At 39.2% G+C, this 16,650-nt stretch carries 17 protein-coding genes; 3 read left to right on the top strand and 14 right to left on the bottom strand.

The genetic code is table 11. The annotated features are described in order from the left end of the window. Positions 1-51 precede the first annotated feature (51 nt). From BWR56_RS00210 to BWR56_RS00175, 8 genes are all read right to left on the bottom strand, one after another. On the bottom strand, positions 52-327 hold the full coding sequence (locus tag BWR56_RS00210) for a Veg family protein (protein WP_001278166.1): 276 nt from the start codon (positions 325-327) through the stop codon (positions 52-54). 1 nt (position 328) lies between these two features. Continuing rightward, complete coding sequence (gene dnaB / locus BWR56_RS00205; protein WP_076984219.1) at positions 329-1,681, bottom strand: replicative DNA helicase; 1,353 nt, start codon at positions 1,679-1,681, stop codon at positions 329-331. Between the two features lie 43 nt (positions 1,682-1,724). Continuing rightward, the gene (rplI, locus tag BWR56_RS00200; protein ID WP_000864211.1) at positions 1,725-2,177 is read right to left on the bottom strand and encodes a 50S ribosomal protein L9; all 453 of its coding nucleotides are present in this window, start codon (positions 2,175-2,177) and stop codon (positions 1,725-1,727) included. Beyond that, on the bottom strand, positions 2,174-4,147 hold the full coding sequence (locus tag BWR56_RS00195) for a DHH family phosphoesterase (RefSeq protein ID WP_076984218.1): 1,974 nt from the start codon (positions 4,145-4,147) through the stop codon (positions 2,174-2,176). The genes rplI and BWR56_RS00195 overlap by 4 nt, the downstream gene beginning before the upstream one ends. A gap of 157 nt (positions 4,148-4,304) precedes the next feature. After that, the gene (locus BWR56_RS00190) at positions 4,305-5,483 is read right to left on the bottom strand and encodes an acetyl-CoA C-acetyltransferase (protein ID WP_076984217.1); all 1,179 of its coding nucleotides are present in this window, start codon (positions 5,481-5,483) and stop codon (positions 4,305-4,307) included. An 81-nt stretch (positions 5,484-5,564) separates the two neighbouring features. Beyond that, positions 5,565-6,113, bottom strand: a complete 549-nt coding sequence (hpf, locus tag BWR56_RS00185; RefSeq protein WP_000599103.1) for a ribosome hibernation-promoting factor, HPF/YfiA family — start codon at positions 6,111-6,113, stop codon at positions 5,565-5,567. Positions 6,114-6,192: 79 nt separating this feature from the next. After that, complete coding sequence (locus tag BWR56_RS00180) at positions 6,193-6,855, bottom strand: ComF family protein (RefSeq protein ID WP_076984216.1); 663 nt, start codon at positions 6,853-6,855, stop codon at positions 6,193-6,195. After that, positions 6,852-8,150: an ATP-dependent helicase ComFA gene (locus BWR56_RS00175; RefSeq protein WP_061421558.1), complete on the bottom strand. Its 1,299-nt coding sequence runs from the start codon at positions 8,148-8,150 to the stop codon at positions 6,852-6,854. The genes BWR56_RS00180 and BWR56_RS00175 overlap by 4 nt, the downstream gene beginning before the upstream one ends. Positions 8,151-8,206: 56 nt before the next feature. Between BWR56_RS00175 and BWR56_RS00170 the strand changes: the two genes are divergently transcribed. From BWR56_RS00170 to cysK, 3 genes are all read left to right on the top strand, one after another. Then, positions 8,207-8,842, top strand: coding sequence for a YigZ family protein (locus tag BWR56_RS00170; protein WP_061421559.1), 636 nt, complete (start codon positions 8,207-8,209; stop codon positions 8,840-8,842). A 15-nt stretch (positions 8,843-8,857) separates the two neighbouring features. Further along, complete coding sequence (locus BWR56_RS00165) at positions 8,858-9,301, top strand: PH domain-containing protein (RefSeq protein WP_061421560.1); 444 nt, start codon at positions 8,858-8,860, stop codon at positions 9,299-9,301. A gap of 96 nt (positions 9,302-9,397) precedes the next feature. Then, positions 9,398-10,324 carry a cysteine synthase A gene (gene cysK, locus BWR56_RS00160; protein WP_061421561.1) on the top strand — a complete coding sequence of 309 codons (927 nt, stop codon included), beginning with the start codon at positions 9,398-9,400 and terminating at the stop codon, positions 10,322-10,324. A gap of 103 nt (positions 10,325-10,427) precedes the next feature. Here cysK and tsf read toward each other — a convergent pair whose 3' ends face one another. From tsf to mreC, 6 genes are all read right to left on the bottom strand, one after another. Further along, positions 10,428-11,468 (bottom strand): translation elongation factor Ts, encoded by a 1,041-nt coding sequence (tsf, locus tag BWR56_RS00155; protein WP_000808059.1) that lies wholly within the window; start codon positions 11,466-11,468, stop codon positions 10,428-10,430. Between the two features lie 78 nt (positions 11,469-11,546). Continuing rightward, a complete protein-coding gene (gene rpsB, locus BWR56_RS00150; RefSeq protein WP_000268475.1) occupies positions 11,547-12,326 on the bottom strand; it encodes a 30S ribosomal protein S2 in 780 nt (259 codons plus the stop codon). A 271-nt stretch (positions 12,327-12,597) separates the two neighbouring features. Further along, on the bottom strand, positions 12,598-13,809 hold the full coding sequence (locus tag BWR56_RS00145; RefSeq protein WP_049505044.1) for an aminoacyltransferase: 1,212 nt from the start codon (positions 13,807-13,809) through the stop codon (positions 12,598-12,600). A gap of 201 nt (positions 13,810-14,010) precedes the next feature. Next, positions 14,011-15,222, bottom strand: a complete 1,212-nt coding sequence (gene pcsB / locus BWR56_RS00140) for a peptidoglycan hydrolase PcsB (RefSeq protein WP_071851775.1) — start codon at positions 15,220-15,222, stop codon at positions 14,011-14,013. Between the two features lie 93 nt (positions 15,223-15,315). Continuing rightward, complete coding sequence (gene mreD, locus BWR56_RS00135; RefSeq protein WP_049505040.1) at positions 15,316-15,810, bottom strand: rod shape-determining protein MreD; 495 nt, start codon at positions 15,808-15,810, stop codon at positions 15,316-15,318. Between the two features lie 2 nt (positions 15,811-15,812). Next, on the bottom strand, positions 15,813-16,628 hold the full coding sequence (mreC, locus tag BWR56_RS00130) for a rod shape-determining protein MreC (RefSeq protein ID WP_001078971.1): 816 nt from the start codon (positions 16,626-16,628) through the stop codon (positions 15,813-15,815). Positions 16,629-16,650 lie beyond the last annotated feature (22 nt).

The following is a 16,650-nucleotide window of genomic DNA, read 5'->3' as shown; positions in this document are numbered from 1 at the left end:
GTTTATACTATTCGGGAGAAAAAGAAAAAAGTGAGCAAAGCTCACTTCATTTTATGATTCTTGGTCTAGATAGCGAATCAAGTTCTTTTCTGTCAAGATATCTGAGTAGGTGAAGGATTCAACATAGACATTAGCTTGTTTATCTCCTTCAACATCCCCAAATTCAACGATAAATAGGGATGGATAAACCTCAATTAGCTTACCCAATCGATTTTTTTGGCGCTTACGGCCATTCTCCAAAGTCATTTCAACGACTTGTCCCTCATGTGCCTTGATCTCTTCTTTTATTTTTTTCATCTTGGCTACATCTGTAAATGCATCTGACATCTTATGCCTCCCTCTTTGAGATACTTGAAAATTTATTGTATTCTTTTTGGAAAATCAATTCCACCGTTCCACGAGCTCCACTACGGTTTTTCTCGATGATAACCTCAACCTTGTTATTTGGAATTCCTTCCTCTTCTTCACCAGCACGATCGTAGTAGTCGTCACGGTATAGAAAAGCTACGATATCCGCATCCTGCTCGATAGAACCCGATTCACGAATATCAGACAAGACTGGTCTCTTATCCTGACGCTGTTCCACTCCACGAGATAACTGACTGAGAGCAATGACTGGAACTTTCAATTCCTTAGCTAGAATTTTCAACTGACGAGAAATTTCAGAGACTTCTTGTTGGCGGTTTTCACGACCAGTTCCTGTGATAAGCTGTAGGTAGTCAATCAAAATCAAACCAAGATTTCCAGTTTCTTGAGCCAGTTTGCGTGAGCGCGAACGAATTTCCGTGATCCGAATCCCTGGTGTATCATCGATATAGATACTCGCGTTGGCTAGATTCCCTTGAGCAATGGTATACTTTTGCCACTCCTCATCAGTCAATTGACCCGTACGAATAGAATGAGACTCCACCAAACCTTCTGCTGCCAACATACGGTCTACTAGGCTTTCTGCACCCATTTCCAGTGAAAAAATAGCTACAGTCTTATCCAACTTGGTCCCGATGTTCTGAGCAATATTTAAGGCAAAGGCTGTCTTACCAACCGCTGGACGTGCCGCTAGGATAATCAACTCCTCCTCGTGGAGACCTGTTGTCATATGGTCCAACTCTCGATAACCCGTTGCAATACCTGTGATGTCCGTTGTTTGTTGTGACCGAACTTCTAGGTTTCCAAAGTTGATATTTAGAATATCTCGGATGTTCTTGAACCCACTACGATTGGCGTTTTCGCTAACATCAATGAGTCCCTTTTCTGCTTGAGCGATGATTTCATCTGCAGGCTTAGAAGCTTCATAGGCTTGGTTGACAGACTCTGTCAACTTGGAAATCAAGCGACGAAGCATAGCCTTTTCGGCTACAATTTTAGCATAATATTCCGCATTCGCTGAAGTTGGTACCGAGTTGACAATTTCAACAAGATAAGACAAGCCACCAATATTTTGGAGATCCCCTTGGCTATCCAAAATCGTTCGAACTGTCGTCGCATCAATTGCTTCCCCACGATCCGACAAATCTACCATCGCTTGGAAAATCAACCGATGAGCATACTTAAAGAAGTCACGAGAATCAATGTATTCTCGGACAAAAACGAGCTTACTCTCATCTATAAAAATAGCCCCCAGAACAGATTGTTCTGCTAAAATATCCTGAGGTTGAACTCGCAGTTCCTCTACTTCTGCCATCCGACTTTCCTTCCTTTTACAATCTTGTAAAGAAGTTATAAACTTAACCTTCTTTTACACGAAGATTGATGACACTGGTAACATCTTGGTAGATCTTCACTGGTACATCAATCAAACCTACTGCTCGAATTGGTGCTTGCACTTGAATATTGCGTTTGTCAATCTTGATACCAAATTGCTTTTGCAATTCTTCTGCAATCTTCTTGTTGGTGATGGATCCAAATGTACGACCATCTGGTCCAACCTTTTCAACAAACTCTACAACCGTTTCTTCTGCTTCTAGCTTAGCCTTGATGGCTTTTGCTTCAGCAATCATTTCAGCATGAGCCTTTTCTTCTGATTTTTGTTTTCCACGCAACTCACCCACTGCTTGAGCAGTCGCTTCCTTGGCCAAATTCTTTTTAATCAGGAAGTTTTGAGCGTAGCCAGTTGGCACTTCCTTAATTTCGCCTTTTTTTCCTTTTCCTTTAACATCTGCTAAAAAGATTACTTTCATTCTTCTTTCTCCTTTTCCTTTGCTTCTTCCAAGATTAGTTGAGTCAATTTTTCTCCTGCTTCTGTTAGACTCATATTCTCGATTTGTGCGGCAGCTAGATTAAAGTGACCACCGCCACCCAACTCTTCCATAATGCGTTGCACATTGATTTTACTACGACTTCGAGCCGAGATAGAGATAAATCCTTGTGTATTTTTTGCCAGAACGAAACTAGCCTCAATACCAGACATGGCTAGCATAGCATCGGCAGCCTTACTGATAACGACTGTGTCATAAGACATTGAGTCCTTAGCTTGGGCGATCAAGATATCTGAACCTAACTTACGACCTTGTAAAATGAGTTCATTTACCTCACGGTACTCTTCAAAATCTGTCGCAGCAATCTCCTGGATAGCAATACTGTCACTTCCCCGTGTTCTCAGATAGCTAGCCACATCAAAGGTTCGGCTCGTCACGCGAGATGTGAAATTCTTGGTATCCAGCATCATACCAGCCATCAAAACACTGGCCTGCATACGACTCAAACGATTCTTCTTAGAATTTTGGAACTGAATCAACTCTGTGACCAACTCACTGGCACTACTTGCCCCACTTTCAATATAGGTGATGACTGCATTCTCAGGGAAATCCTGATCACGTCTATGATGGTCAATAACAATAGTTTGCGTGAACAAATCATAAAAATCTTTTGACAAAGTCAAAGCCGTCTTGGAATGATCCACCAGAATCAATAATGAACGGTTTGTAACTAACTTCATCGCATCTGTAAGAGATAAAAGTTTCGTGACATCTTCCTTCTTCAAGAACTGAATAGCACGTTCGATATCTGCTGGCATATGGTCTGCATCATAGACAGCATAACTGTTCTCAATAATATTACTTGCAAACAACTGCATACCAACAGCAGAGCCCAAAGCATCCATATCTAGATTTTTATGACCGACTACAAAAACTTGGTCAACACTTCGAATCTTATCAGAAATGGCTGTCATCATGGCTCTGGTACGTGTACGAGTACGTTTGATAGATGCAGCAGTTCCTCCACCAAAGTAGACAGGATTCTTGGTTTCGTTATTTTCCTTGACCACCACCTGGTCACCACCGCGAACTTCTGCTAAGTTCAAGTTGAGCAAGGCAATTTTCCCTATCTCTTCATGGTTTCCATCACCATAAGAAAATCCCATACTTAAAGTTAGGGCTAGCTGCCTCTGTTTTGATTCTTCTCGGAAAGTATCAATAACAGAGAATTTATCATTCATCAATTCCTCTAGTACCGTGTAATCTGTGAATACATAAAAACGATCCATCCCCACACGGCGAGAAAACATAGCATACTTACTAGCAAATTCTGAAACAAAATTGGCTACAAAACTATTGATATGACTGATATCGGAGTCAGATGTCGCATCCTCCAAATCATCATAGTTATCTACTGAGATGACTCCAATGACTGGACGGCTAGTTACCAATTCAACAGTTGCTTCGTACTCCCCAGAAACATCAAAGAAATACAAAACACCCGAAGCCTTGTCCATATGGACAGCATACCGTGTTTCGCCCAAGGTAGCATACGAACCTGGATTCCCAACAGAAGCCTTGATGATGGTTTGAATTAACTCAACATCAATTTCCCCTTCTTCAGTCGTCAAAATCAGCTCAGCATAGGGATTAAACCATTCTACTTCTCCACTTGATAAGTCTAATTTCAGGACTCCCACCGGCATTTGATCAAGCAAAGTACTCAAGCTATTTTCAGCTTGGTGATTTACATATTGGATTTGTTCAATTTCGCTCTTTTCATACTGTTTTTTTTGCCATACAAATAAAAGCAAATAAAGCAGTACAAATAAAAACAAAACAATAATTGTTACAGCAAGATTATGTGAAAAAATAATCAGCAAAGTTAAGATTCCGAAAGTTGCAAGTCCTAGCCAGACCGCAGAAAACGGGATTAAATTATTTTTTTTCATTCTAAACCTCTTGCGCATTATTATATCACAAAAACCCTTAAAAAGCGACCTTTTAAAAGATGCAAGCCCTTCTTTCATGATTGATTTCTTCTAACCTCAGACACAAAAAGAGGAGGGAATCATCACCCTCCTACCCACGCGCTCAGTTCACTAACACCTAACGTTCCACGATAAGGGCTGTTCCCATCCCTCCTCCGATACAGAGAGTTGCTAACCCAGTTTTAGCATCACGTTTCATCATCTCATGTACCAGAGTCACTAAGATTCGGCAACCGGAGGCTCCAATTGGGTGACCAAGAGCAATGGCGCCACCATTGACATTGACAATATCTGTGTTAAAGCCAAGTGTTTTCCCAACTGTACAAGCCTGAGCAGCAAAGGCTTCATTTGACTCAATCAAGTCAAGATCTTCAACTGTCAAATTGCCTTTTTCAAGAGCCTTGCGAGTCGCATAAATTGGTCCACACCCCATCCTCTTAGGATCCAAACCTGCACTTGCATACGAACGAATGTGGGCAATCACTGAAAGTCCCAATTCTTCCGCTTTTTCAGCACTCATGACCAAGACAGCCGCTGCCCCGTCATTGATACCTGAAGCATTTCCCGCTGTGACAGAACCGTCTTTTTTGAAAACAGGACGCAGCTTAGACAGACTCTCCAAACTTGCATCTTTTCTAGGATATTCATCTGTATCAAAAACGATAGAATCGCCTTTGCGTTGAGGAATGACAACTGGCACAATCTCTTCTTTAAAGCGGCCAGATTCTATAGCCATAACTGCTCGTTTTTGTGACTCTAAAGCAAGAGCATCTTGTTCTTCTCGACTGACACCATATTCTTCGGCCACATTCTCAGCTGTAATCCCCATATGGTATTCGTTAAAGGCATCAGACAAACCGTCCTTGATCATAGTATCTACCACTTTTGAATCTCCCATACGGCCACCCCAACGGAAACTTGGCAAAACGTATGGAGCCTGACTCATGTTTTCTGCACCACCAGCTACGATAATATCTGCATCGCCACATCGAATCGCTTGAGCAGCCAACTGCACTGCCTTCAAACCTGAACCACAAACCTTATTGATGGTAAAGGCTGGTGTAAACTCAGAAAGTCCAGCACGAATGCTCATTTGACGAGCTACATTTTGACCTAAACCTGCTCCTAGGACATTCCCCATAATCACTTCATCTACCTGCTCTGGTTTGACATTGGCTTTTTCCAAAGCACTCTTTATAACCAAAGCTCCCAAATCAACAGCTGAAACATTCTTCAAACTTCCTCCAAAGGAGCCTATTGGAGTTCGCACTGCCGAAACAATCACCACGTCTTTCATAACTGTCCCCATTTATACCTTTTATAATGATGCAATACAAAAGTGGTTTACACCAGTGTAAACCACTTTGAAAATTCTATTTTATGATTCTTTCACTTCTAACAAGCCGACTTCACCATCTTCACGGCGATACAAAACATTTGTTGTTTGATCTTCTACATCTACATAGATAAAGAAATCATGTCCCAACAAATCCATTTGAAGAAGGGCTTCTTCTAAATCCATTGGCTTCAAATCAATTTGTTTTGAACGAACGACTTTTGGTTGCACAACATTTGCATCTTCAACTAGAGCATCTGTAAAGAGTTGACTTGTCGCAACTTTATTTTTATTCTTACGTTCGATTTTAGTTTTATTTTTACGAATCTGACGTTCAATTTTATCTGTCACAAGATCGATAGAACCATACATATCTTGAGAAATATCTTCAGCACGAAGAGTAATAGATCCAAGCGGAATTGTTACTTCAACCTTTGCTGTTTTTTCACGATAAACTTTCAAGTTCACACGTGCATCCAACTCCTGATCAGGTTGAAAATACTTTTCGATCTTTTCGAGTTTAGAAACTACATAATCACGAATTGCTTCTGTTACTTCTAGGTTTTCACCACGGATACTATATTTAATCATATAAGTACCTTCTTTCTAAACATTTTTATTTTTCTAACTATATTATAACGCTTTCATTTTCATTTTGCAAATTTTTCCCTCATCTTACAAGGGAAAAAGTTTTAACATCCAAAGCACCTGATTCTTCCAAAAGTCGTTTCACACGATTCACAGTTGCCCCTGTAGTATAGATGTCATCAATCAGCAAAATCTTCTTAGGAAGTGAGATACCATCTTTAATAAAAAATGGAATTTCAGTAGCTAACCTTTCTAAACGGCTTTTAGAAGAACTAGCACTCTCTTCTCTTTTTCCTAATATATCTTTAAAAGAAAAGCCTGCTACTTCAACCAAACCCTCGACTTGGTTAAACCCCCTCTCAAGCAATCTTTCAGGACTTAGAGGAATGACAACAAATTGATAACCTCTATACTTTTTCAGCTCCTCAGCAAGAACGGAAGCAAACACTTTTCTAAGCAAAAAATCGCCATCAAACTTATATTGACTGAAAAAGTCTTTCATAGCTTGATTATAGGTAAAGATTGCCTTATGATCAACCTGAACTCCTTCTTTACACCAAAGTTTACAATCTTGACATTGAGTTGACACCCCTGTTTTCATACAGTTTGGACAATATTTCTCACCAATCTTCTCAAAACTAGAAGCACAAGCTGAGCAAAGATAACTGCTCTCATTCTTCAAAAGGAAGAGACTACCAAAAGTTAACTCACTCTTTGTAGTCTGGCCACATAATAAACAGTTCATAACCCTGCCTCCTTATTCATCTGCTTGATTTCCTTGATTGCCTTTTTGATGGAAGCATTTAATCCATCATGAAAGAAGAGCAACTCACCAGTTGGTCTATCCATACTGCGTCCAACTCGCCCTCCAATCTGAATTAAACTAGACTTGGTAAAGAGACGATGATTAGCTTCTACTACGAAAACATCCACACAAGGGAAGGTAACCCCGCGTTCCAAGATTGTCGTACTGATCAGTATTGTTAGTTCTCCATCTCGAAAAGCTTGCACCTGCTCTAATCGGTCTTCTGTCACAGAAGACACAAAGCCAATGCTCTCATTCGGGAAATGCACATTTAGTATTTCTTTTAGTCCCTCACCTTTCTTAATCTCTGATGCAAAAATCAGCAATGGATAACCTGTTCTTCTCTGTTTCTCAATATAGGTCTTTAACTTGGTTGATAACTGGCTTTTCTCTAAACAGCGATTAAAATCCGATAACCAGACTGGTTTAGGAATAATCAAAGGATTTCCATGAAACCGTCTCGGCAAGCTTAATCGTTTTAATTCTCCTGTGCGAACCTTCCTATCTAACTCATCTGTAGAAGTTGCTGTAAGGAATATCCTCAATCCATCCTCCTTTACACTATTCTTTACAGCATAGTAAAGCATAGTGTTGTCGACATAAGGAAAGGCATCTACTTCATCCACTATCAACAAATCAAAAGCATGATAAAATTTTAATAACTGATGAGTTGTTGCAACTACTAAGGGTGTTCGAAAATAGGGCTCTGATTCGCCATGGAGTAGTGCTATCTCACAAGCAAAGTCATTCTGCAGTCGCTTATACAGTTCCAAACACACATCAATTCGAGGACTTGCCAAACAAACTGCACCACCATCATCAATCACTTTGGCAACAACTTGATAAATCATCTCTGTCTTTCCAGCTCCTGTGACAGCGTGAACTAAAGTCGGTTCTTTCTTTTCAACTGCTCGAATCAACCCCTCTGATACCTTTTCCTGAAAATAGGTTAACTGACCACACCATTTGAGGACATCTTGCTTAGGAAAATCTTCTTGCGGAAAATAGTATAAGGCTTGATCACTCCTGACTCGCTTCATCAGTAAGCACTCCCTACAATAGTATGCGCCAATAGGCAAATACCATTCTTCTAGAATCGAACTATTACAACGTTGACAAAACAGTTTCCCCTTCTCTTTTCTCATTGCTGGCAGTCTCACTGCTACCTGTCGTTCTTCTTCCGTTAATTCTTTCTCAGTAAACAAGCGACCGAGGTAATTTGGATTTACTTTCATACTTTAATATTCGTAAAAATCTAGCACTTTAGATATTTTTTTAGTACAATTGAATCATGGAATTTAGAACAATTAAAGAGGATGGGCAGGTCCAAGAAGAAATCAAAAAATCCCGATTTATCTGTCATGTCAAGCGTGTTTATAGCGAAGAAGAGGCTCGTGACTTCATCACTACCATCAAAAAAGAACACTATAAAGCCACCCATAACTGCTCTGCTTTTATTATAGGGGAACGCAGTGAGATCAAGCGTACGAGTGATGATGGGGAACCTAGTGGTACTGCTGGAGTCCCTATGCTGGGTGTCTTAGAAAATCATAATTTAACCAATCTCTGTGTGGTAGTGACACGCTACTTTGGTGGCATCAAACTAGGTGCTGGTGGTTTGATTCGTGCTTATGCAGGTAGTGTGGCCTTGGCTGTCAAAGAAATAGGCATTATTGAAATCAAAGAGCAAGCTGGCATAGCCATTCAGATGTCTTACGCTCAATACCAAGAGTATGGTAATTTCCTTAAAGAACATCATCTCATGGAACTCGAGACAAACTTTACAGATCAAATCGATACCATAATTTATGTTGATAAGGAAGAGAAAGAAAATATCAAGTCTGCTCTTGTAGAGTTTTTTAATGGAAAGGTTACTTTAACAAATCAAGGTTTACGAGAAGTTGAAGTTCCTGTAAACTTAGTGTAAACAAAGGAGAAATACATGGCGTTTGGAAAATTTATTCAAGGACTTGCTGGTAACTTCAGCGAGGAAAACAAAAAGACCCTTATCAAAGAATATGGACAATATCTACTAGAGAATGAAGAGATCCAAAGTGGATATAAGCTCATTCGTGACGCAATCATCTTTACAAATATTCGTATCATCTTTACAGATAAGCAAGGCGCTACTGGTCGCAAGATATCTGTTAAGTCACTCTTTTTGATGAACATTGTCAACGTTGAAATGGAGACTGCAGGAGCAGGTATAGATGATAGTGAGATTACGATCACTTATTTAGAGAATGTCTTTCTAAAAGCACATAATGAGCATTTTAGTTACCACAAATTTGAATTCCCTAAAAAAACGGACATCCTTCCGCTTTACACCTATTTATTAGAATTGGCTTATCACAATCGATTAAAAATTAATGGCTTAGACCTTTGATATAAAAAAATCCTATCACTTTGATAGTATTTCTATATTTTACAAATAGCCTTAAGCGCGTTATACTAGTATCATCTTATACAAAGAGGTATATCTATGGCTATTTATAACAATATCACTGAACTTATTGGACAAACACCGATTGTTAAACTTAACAACATTGTTCCAGAAGGTGCTGCAGATGTCTATGTTAAACTAGAAGCTTTTAACCCTGGATCGTCAGTAAAAGACCGCATTGCCCTTAGCATGATTGAAAAAGCGGAACAAGATGGTATTCTAAAACCGGGTGCTACCATTGTTGAAGCAACGAGTGGAAACACTGGTATCGGTCTTTCATGGGTCGGTGCTGCTAAAGGATATAAAGTTGTTATCGTCATGCCTGAAACGATGAGTGTGGAACGACGTAAGATTATCCAAGCCTATGGTGCTGAACTCGTCCTTACTCCTGGTAGCGAAGGAATGAAAGGGGCTATTGCCAAAGCTCAGGAAATCGCCGCTGAACGTGACGGCTTCCTTCCACTCCAATTTAATAATCCAGCTAACCCAGAAGTACACGAAAGAACAACAGGAGCTGAAATACTGGCTGCTTTCGGTTCTGATGGTTTAGATGCTTTTGTGGGTGGTGTTGGCACCGGTGGAACTATCTCAGGTGTTTCTCACGCTCTTAAAGCAGCAAATCCAAACATTCAAGTTTATGCAGTTGAGGCAGACGAGTCAGCTATCTTGTCTGGTGAAAAGCCAGGACCTCACAAAATTCAAGGCATCTCAGCTGGATTTATTCCTGAAACACTTGATACAAAGGCCTATGATGGTATCGTCCGCGTGACGTCAGATGATGCTCTAGCACTTGGCCGTGAAATTGGTGGAAAAGAAGGCTTCCTTGTTGGGATTTCTTCAGCTGCAGCGATTTACGGGGCAATTGAAGTTGCCAAGAAATTAGGTACAGGTAAGAAAGTCCTTGCTTTAGCACCAGATAACGGCGAACGTTATTTGTCTACAGCACTCTATGAATTTGAAGTGTAGCCTCCTAAATGCACTTAGCCCTTATTAAAGGGCTTTTTGTTTACTCATATAGAGCCTACTCTCTAGACCAAAAGAAAAAGGAAGCAATTTGCTTCCTTTTCTATTAGTTATTCAAGGCTGCTGCCATTGTAGCTGCAACTTCTGCTTCAAAGTCGTTTGCAGCTTTCTCGATACCTTCACCAACTTCAAAGCGAGCGAACTCAACTACTGAAGCATTTACTGATTCAAGGTAAGCTTCAACTGTCTTGCTGTCATCCATGATGTATACTTGTGCAAGAAGTGTGTATGCTTGGTCAACTTTAGTGTTGTCAAGCATGAAGCGGTCCATTTTACCTGGGATGATTTTGTCCCAGATTTTTTCTGGTTTGCCTTCTGCAGCCAACTCAGCTTTGATATCAGCTTCAGCTTGAGCAATCACTTCATCAGTCAATTGTGCTTTTGATCCATACTTCAAGTGTGGAAGAGCTGGTTTACCAACCATTGCACGGCTTTCGTTATCTTGATCGATTACGTGGTTCAATTGTGCCAACTCATCTTTAACGAACTGCTCATCCAATTCTTTGTAAGAAAGAACTGTTGGTTTCATCGCAGCAATGTGCATTGAGATTTGTTTAGCAAGCGCTTCGTCTCCACCTTCAATAACAGAGATAACACCGATACGACCACCATTGTGTTGGTATGCTCCGAAGTGTTGTGCATCTGTTTTTTCAAGCAAAGCAAAACGACGGAATGAGATTTTTTCACCGATTGTAGCTGTTGCAGATACATATGCAGCTTCAAGAGTTTCACCTGAAGGCATTGTCAAAGCAAGAGCTTCTTCGTTGTTCGCTGGTTTTCCTTCAGCAATTACTTTAGCTGTTGCGTTTACCAAGTCAACAAATTGAGCGTTTTTCGCAACGAAGTCAGTTTCAGCATTTACCTCGACTACTGCTGCAACGTTACCGTTAACAAATACACCAGTCAAACCTTCTGCAGCAACGCGGTCAGCTTTCTTAGCTGCCTTCGCCATACCTTTTTCGCGAAGCAATTCGATCGCTTTTTCGATATCACCGTCTGTTTCTACAAGCGCTTTTTTAGCGTCCATAACACCGGCACCAGATTTTTCACGCAACTCTTTTACAAGTTTAGCTGTAATTTCTGCCATTTTGATTCTCCTATATTTTTTAAAAATAGGAGAGCTGGGCTAGGCCCCGCCCTCCTAGGTAATTACTATTTATATGAATTAAGCGTTGTCGCCTTCTACAACTTCAACGATTTCTTCGATTGAGTCAGCTTGAGCTTCTGAAGCTGCAAATTCAGCCTCAACTGCTGCTGCATCTTCACCTTGACGTCCTTCGATGATAGCGTCAGCCAATTTAGCTGTGATCAATTTAACAGCGCGGATAGCGTCATCGTTAGCTGGGATGATTACATCGATATCGTCTGGGTCAGTGTTTGTGTCAACCATCGCTACAACTGGGATACCCAATTTTTTAGCTTCTTTAACAGCGATTTGTTCTTTATGTGGGTCAACTACGTACATTACATCTGGGATACGAGGCATGTCTTCGATACCACCCAAGAATTTTTCAAGACGTGCACGTTGTTTGTTAAGAAGTGCAACTTCTTTCTTAGGAAGAACATCGAAGATTCCTTCTTCTTCCATACGTTTGATTTCTTTCAAACGAGCGATACGTTTTTGGATAGTTCCCCAGTTAGTAAGAGTTCCACCCAACCAACGGTGGTTGATGTAGTATTGACCTGAACGTTCTGCTTCTTCTTTAACAGCGTCAGCAGCTTGTTTTTTAGTACCAACAAACAATACAACTGCATCGTTAGCTGCTGCATCACGCATAAAGTCGTATGCTTGGTCAGCGTATTTTACAGTTTGTTGCAAGTCGATAACGTGGATTCCGTTACGCTCAGTAAAGATGTACTTAGCCATCTTAGGGTTCCAGCGACGAGTTTGGTGACCAAAGTGTACACCAGCCTCAAGAAGTTGTTTCATTGAAATTACTGCCATGAGTATTTCTCCTTTTTGTTTTTTTCCTCTCCTCGACTTCAACTTGCAAAACGACCCAAGGGCAACAGTTTCACAATTCATCAAGAATGAGTATTATCGTTTACACGACAAGTTTTATTTTATCATAATTGGAGCTTTATTTCAAGTGATTTTATGATACTAAATTACTAGTTAAAAGCTCTAAATTTAAAACATCTCAACATATACTGCTGAGATGTTCTGATAGCTAATTTTTTTAAATTTAATGTAGTGACAAAATAATTAGTTTATGCTATCTACTTCGAAGTTTCTTACGAATCTTATAAGCTAAATTAAACAAGAAATATAATGAACTAATTGGATAGTTAAACTCACCAGCAAATTCTTCAATAGTGGGATTAAACTTAGACTTAAAATTAAATAACCCACCTTCTAAGTTGTTTTCAATTCCACCCATATTATGAGTATCTGCCCCACGTTCAAATGAATATTGAGCAGTCTCAAACCATGTTGGAATAGCAGGTTGATAATGCCTAAATTCCTCATTCATTCCAGCATATAAGTTTTCAGAAGTTTTCCCAAATTCGATGGTTAAAGTGCCAGACAACGGGACAATACTATCCCCTCTATCAATATAACTCTTAAGGAAAGAAATTTCTTCCTCTAATCGTTTTCTCTCTTGCTGATTATCTCTTATTTTACTTTCCTTCGTTTTATCTGTGAACTTCTGCGCTATTTTAAGATTCTTTTCGAGTTGCTGCTCAACTTCTTTCAGTCTATTAGGTAAGTCTAAATAGCTCAGTGTGATGAAGGAGTGATCAGGATAAGTATTCAGTAACTTCTGATAATAATCTTTACCTCGTAAACTGATATTCTTACGAGACTCTGTTTTCTTCATTAAAAATGAAAATTCATCTAATAAATCAAGGCCACCAAATTTCACTTCCAATCCTTTATTTCTTGCAGTTCGGATTGTCTGTTTAGTAGACTTGGATAGTTGATCTAGCGAGAAGTTTTCTTTATGAATATTAGCTTGAAAACGAGGTTGTATGTTTTCGGCCATATCCTTTGTCAAACCTGTCCAATGAACTTTGTTTTTTTGCAATTCCTCAATAATTTCAAAAGTTTTAGAATTTTGGATAGTTTCTTGATCGATAAGACTTAGGCTGATGAAAAGACTTGGATCAAATTTAACCATTATTGCATGGCTTTTTTTAGCAAGTTTTTTCAATGTTAAAAGCACAAATTTCAAAAGTTCTTTATCTTCATAATTAATAACTGGACCTCTTGGAATATAGAACATGGAAAATCCTAATGGAAGAGGCTGGATTAATATATTCGCTACTCCAACTAGTTGATTTTCTTTATAAAATCCAACTCTCTCATTCCCCCAAGTATCCTTTATCTTGGCCCAATCACTACTCTGCAATAAATTTCCTTGAGGATGATTTTGTAAAAATAAATCCCACTCATGAACATCAACATTCATTTTATAAGTAAACATAATTCCAGTACCAACTCTCTTAAAACCTTGTTATTCTTTCGTTAGATAAACATACTTATTCTAGCTATATATCTGATAATTTTCATCCAATCTTTAATTCCATAATGATAAAAACGTTCTGATGAAAATTTTTTATTAATACTATACAAAGGGTGAGATTAATAAAACCTCACCCTAAATTTTTTAATAATAATTAATATGTTAGTTTGGGTAAATATATCTTACTGTACCACGTGATGCTGTGGGATTAAACCATCCACGATAATTTCCGATTGGTTGAGTTCCGCTACCATCATAGTTACATTCTGAAACTTGAATGCGAGTTGGGGACTCAACAGCCGTAACAACTGCTACATGTCCGTATCCTCCATCATCCCATGAAGCAATTGCACCAACTTGTGGGGTAGAACCTGTACGGAATCCAGCTGCCGCTGCACTAGCTGCCCACTGACCGCCATTACCCCAATAATCACCGGCCCATGGAGCCAAGGTCTTAGCACCCCATGTACATTGACCTACAGGATAACTTGAAGCATTTGTACTGTATGTTGGACGCTGTCTAGTTGGAGTTGGAGCAGGTGCCGGAGTGTAGCTTGAATCATCATCTGATGAAGAGCTTGAAGTTGCTTGCACTTGATCTGAAAGTGTTGTATTTCCAGAAGCAACAACTGATTGTTGTTGGCTTGTTTGACGTGCTTTATAAGCTGCTTCTGCTTCAGCTGCTGCTTTTGCTTCTGCCTCTGCTGCTGCTTTTTGTTCCAATAAAGTAGCTTTATCACTTTCTGCAGTAGCTTTCTCTGCAGCAAGGTTTAACTCAGCAACTTTCAACTCTGCTTGTTTTGTTGTCAATGCTTGTGCATCGTCAGCAAGAGTTTGTTGGTTGGCAATTACGGTATTGATAGCTTCGTTATTCGTAACTTGTTTTTCAGCAATTGATTTTTTATCAGCCTTTTGTTGTTCCAACATTTTGTTGTTAGCTGATACAATCTCGCTCATGGCTGCAACACGTGAAATAGCTTCAGTAATTGATTTTGAGTTTACAATTGTGTTGATGTAGCTAGTTGCAGCACCGTTTGTTTGTGCGCTACGTGCTTGTTTTTCCAATGAGTCATTACGAGCAACAATGTTCTTAGAAAGCTCTGTAATTTCTCCTTCAAGTTTCTTAGACTCAGCTTGAAGTGTTTCATTTTCAGCTTGCAAGCTTGCTTGTTGTGTTTGAATAGCTGTAACTTGCGTTTGGATTTCATCTACTTGTTTTTGAGCTTCTTTTTGTTTAGCTGACAAGTCACTGATTTTACTATCTTGAGCAGCAATTTTTTCATCAGTTGTTTCAGCATGAACAGTTGTTAATACCGCCGCTTGTGAAACCAATACTGTACTTAACAAAAGTGACGCTAAGATTTTTTTCTTCATATTGTGTGAATACTCCTTCTATTTAAGACATTACTAGTATACCAAAAAAAGACATAATAAATATTACGCCTTTGTTACATTTATATTTCTTTCTCATAGATAATATTTTTCAAAAATGTATTGGAAAATCACCATCCATAAGAAGTTTAGAATCATTGATGGGACAAGACTATAGACAATGAAGACTGGCATAGAATCTACCGTCAATCCCACAGCCAAAGCAAGAAGATAACTCCCCATATCAAACAGAAAACTGATTACAATAATGGTCAACATCCTTGTCCAACGATTCGTCAATATCACGCTGTTAAACTTATGGAGCGAAGCACCAATCAAGATAAACAAAAGCGTGGCAATTCCAATTAAGTGGAAAAAATAAATATCGTAAACCAAACCCACTATACAACAATAGGCTAGATAGAGATACTCTGACACCTCGATTGTCTCAAATAAGAGAAACAAGAATAGAAAATGACTGGCTAAATGAAAGTGGGGGAAGAAGGATCCCGCTAATTGTCCAATATGTGCATCAATTAGTACGACAAAAGGGAGTAAAAAGAAAATACCAATTTGTTTTAACAGTCTCATTGCTAATTCCCCACTAACTCAACCACATGAAGATTTTTGGTGTCAGCACTTAACTTTACTGTTACTTCCTTTGTTAGATAATCACTGCTGTGTGTTGTAGCAACAACCTCTCCAACAGGGATATCCTTAACATTAAAGTTTCCGAGCCCCCCTGTAGTCACCTTGTCTCCTGCGCTAATGTCACTGTTACTATTTAATTGGCTAATTTTAAGCAGTTCTGACTCCTTATCATAACCAACGATAATCCCGTAAATTTCAGTAGAGCCATGCAGGATTTTAACAGAAATTTTGTCTGAATTTTCGGTGTTTGTCAATAGATTGACCGTTGTTGAATGATCCTCCACCTTTGAAACACTACCAATCAAGCCCCCGTTTGCAATGGCCAACATATTTTCAGAAGCTCCTTTTGAACTTCCCGCATCAATTGTTAACTCTTGTTTCCAAGATACTGGAGCTCGCATAATCACATCTGCTGCAATGGTTTTTGTAGCCTGCAATTTTGACTTCATATCCAGCAACTGACGTAATTGTTCATTTTCATTTTTTAAACTTTCTGATTGATTAGACTCCACCTCTAGTTGATAAAGCTGTTTTTTTAGACTTTCGTTTTCATTGTAAGTCTGCGTCAAATGTCCCAAATCTGATTTGAAAGTATCAAACCACTGAAAGGGTTTTTGAACAATTCTATCTACCAAGGAAATCCCATCTCCTAGTTTCGTCACAATAGCGCTTGAATAGGTTGTCACTAATAGTACAGAAACTGCCAGAACTGTGACAAAAACGATGATTAGATATTTTGATTTTTTAAAACGGTTCATATTCCTACCTTTATACTAAAAA

The organism is Streptococcus oralis (genome assembly GCF_001983955.1).
Lineage (GTDB): Bacteria > Bacillota > Bacilli > Lactobacillales > Streptococcaceae > Streptococcus > Streptococcus jiangnanensis.
This window is presented reverse-complemented; position numbering and strand designations above follow the sequence as displayed.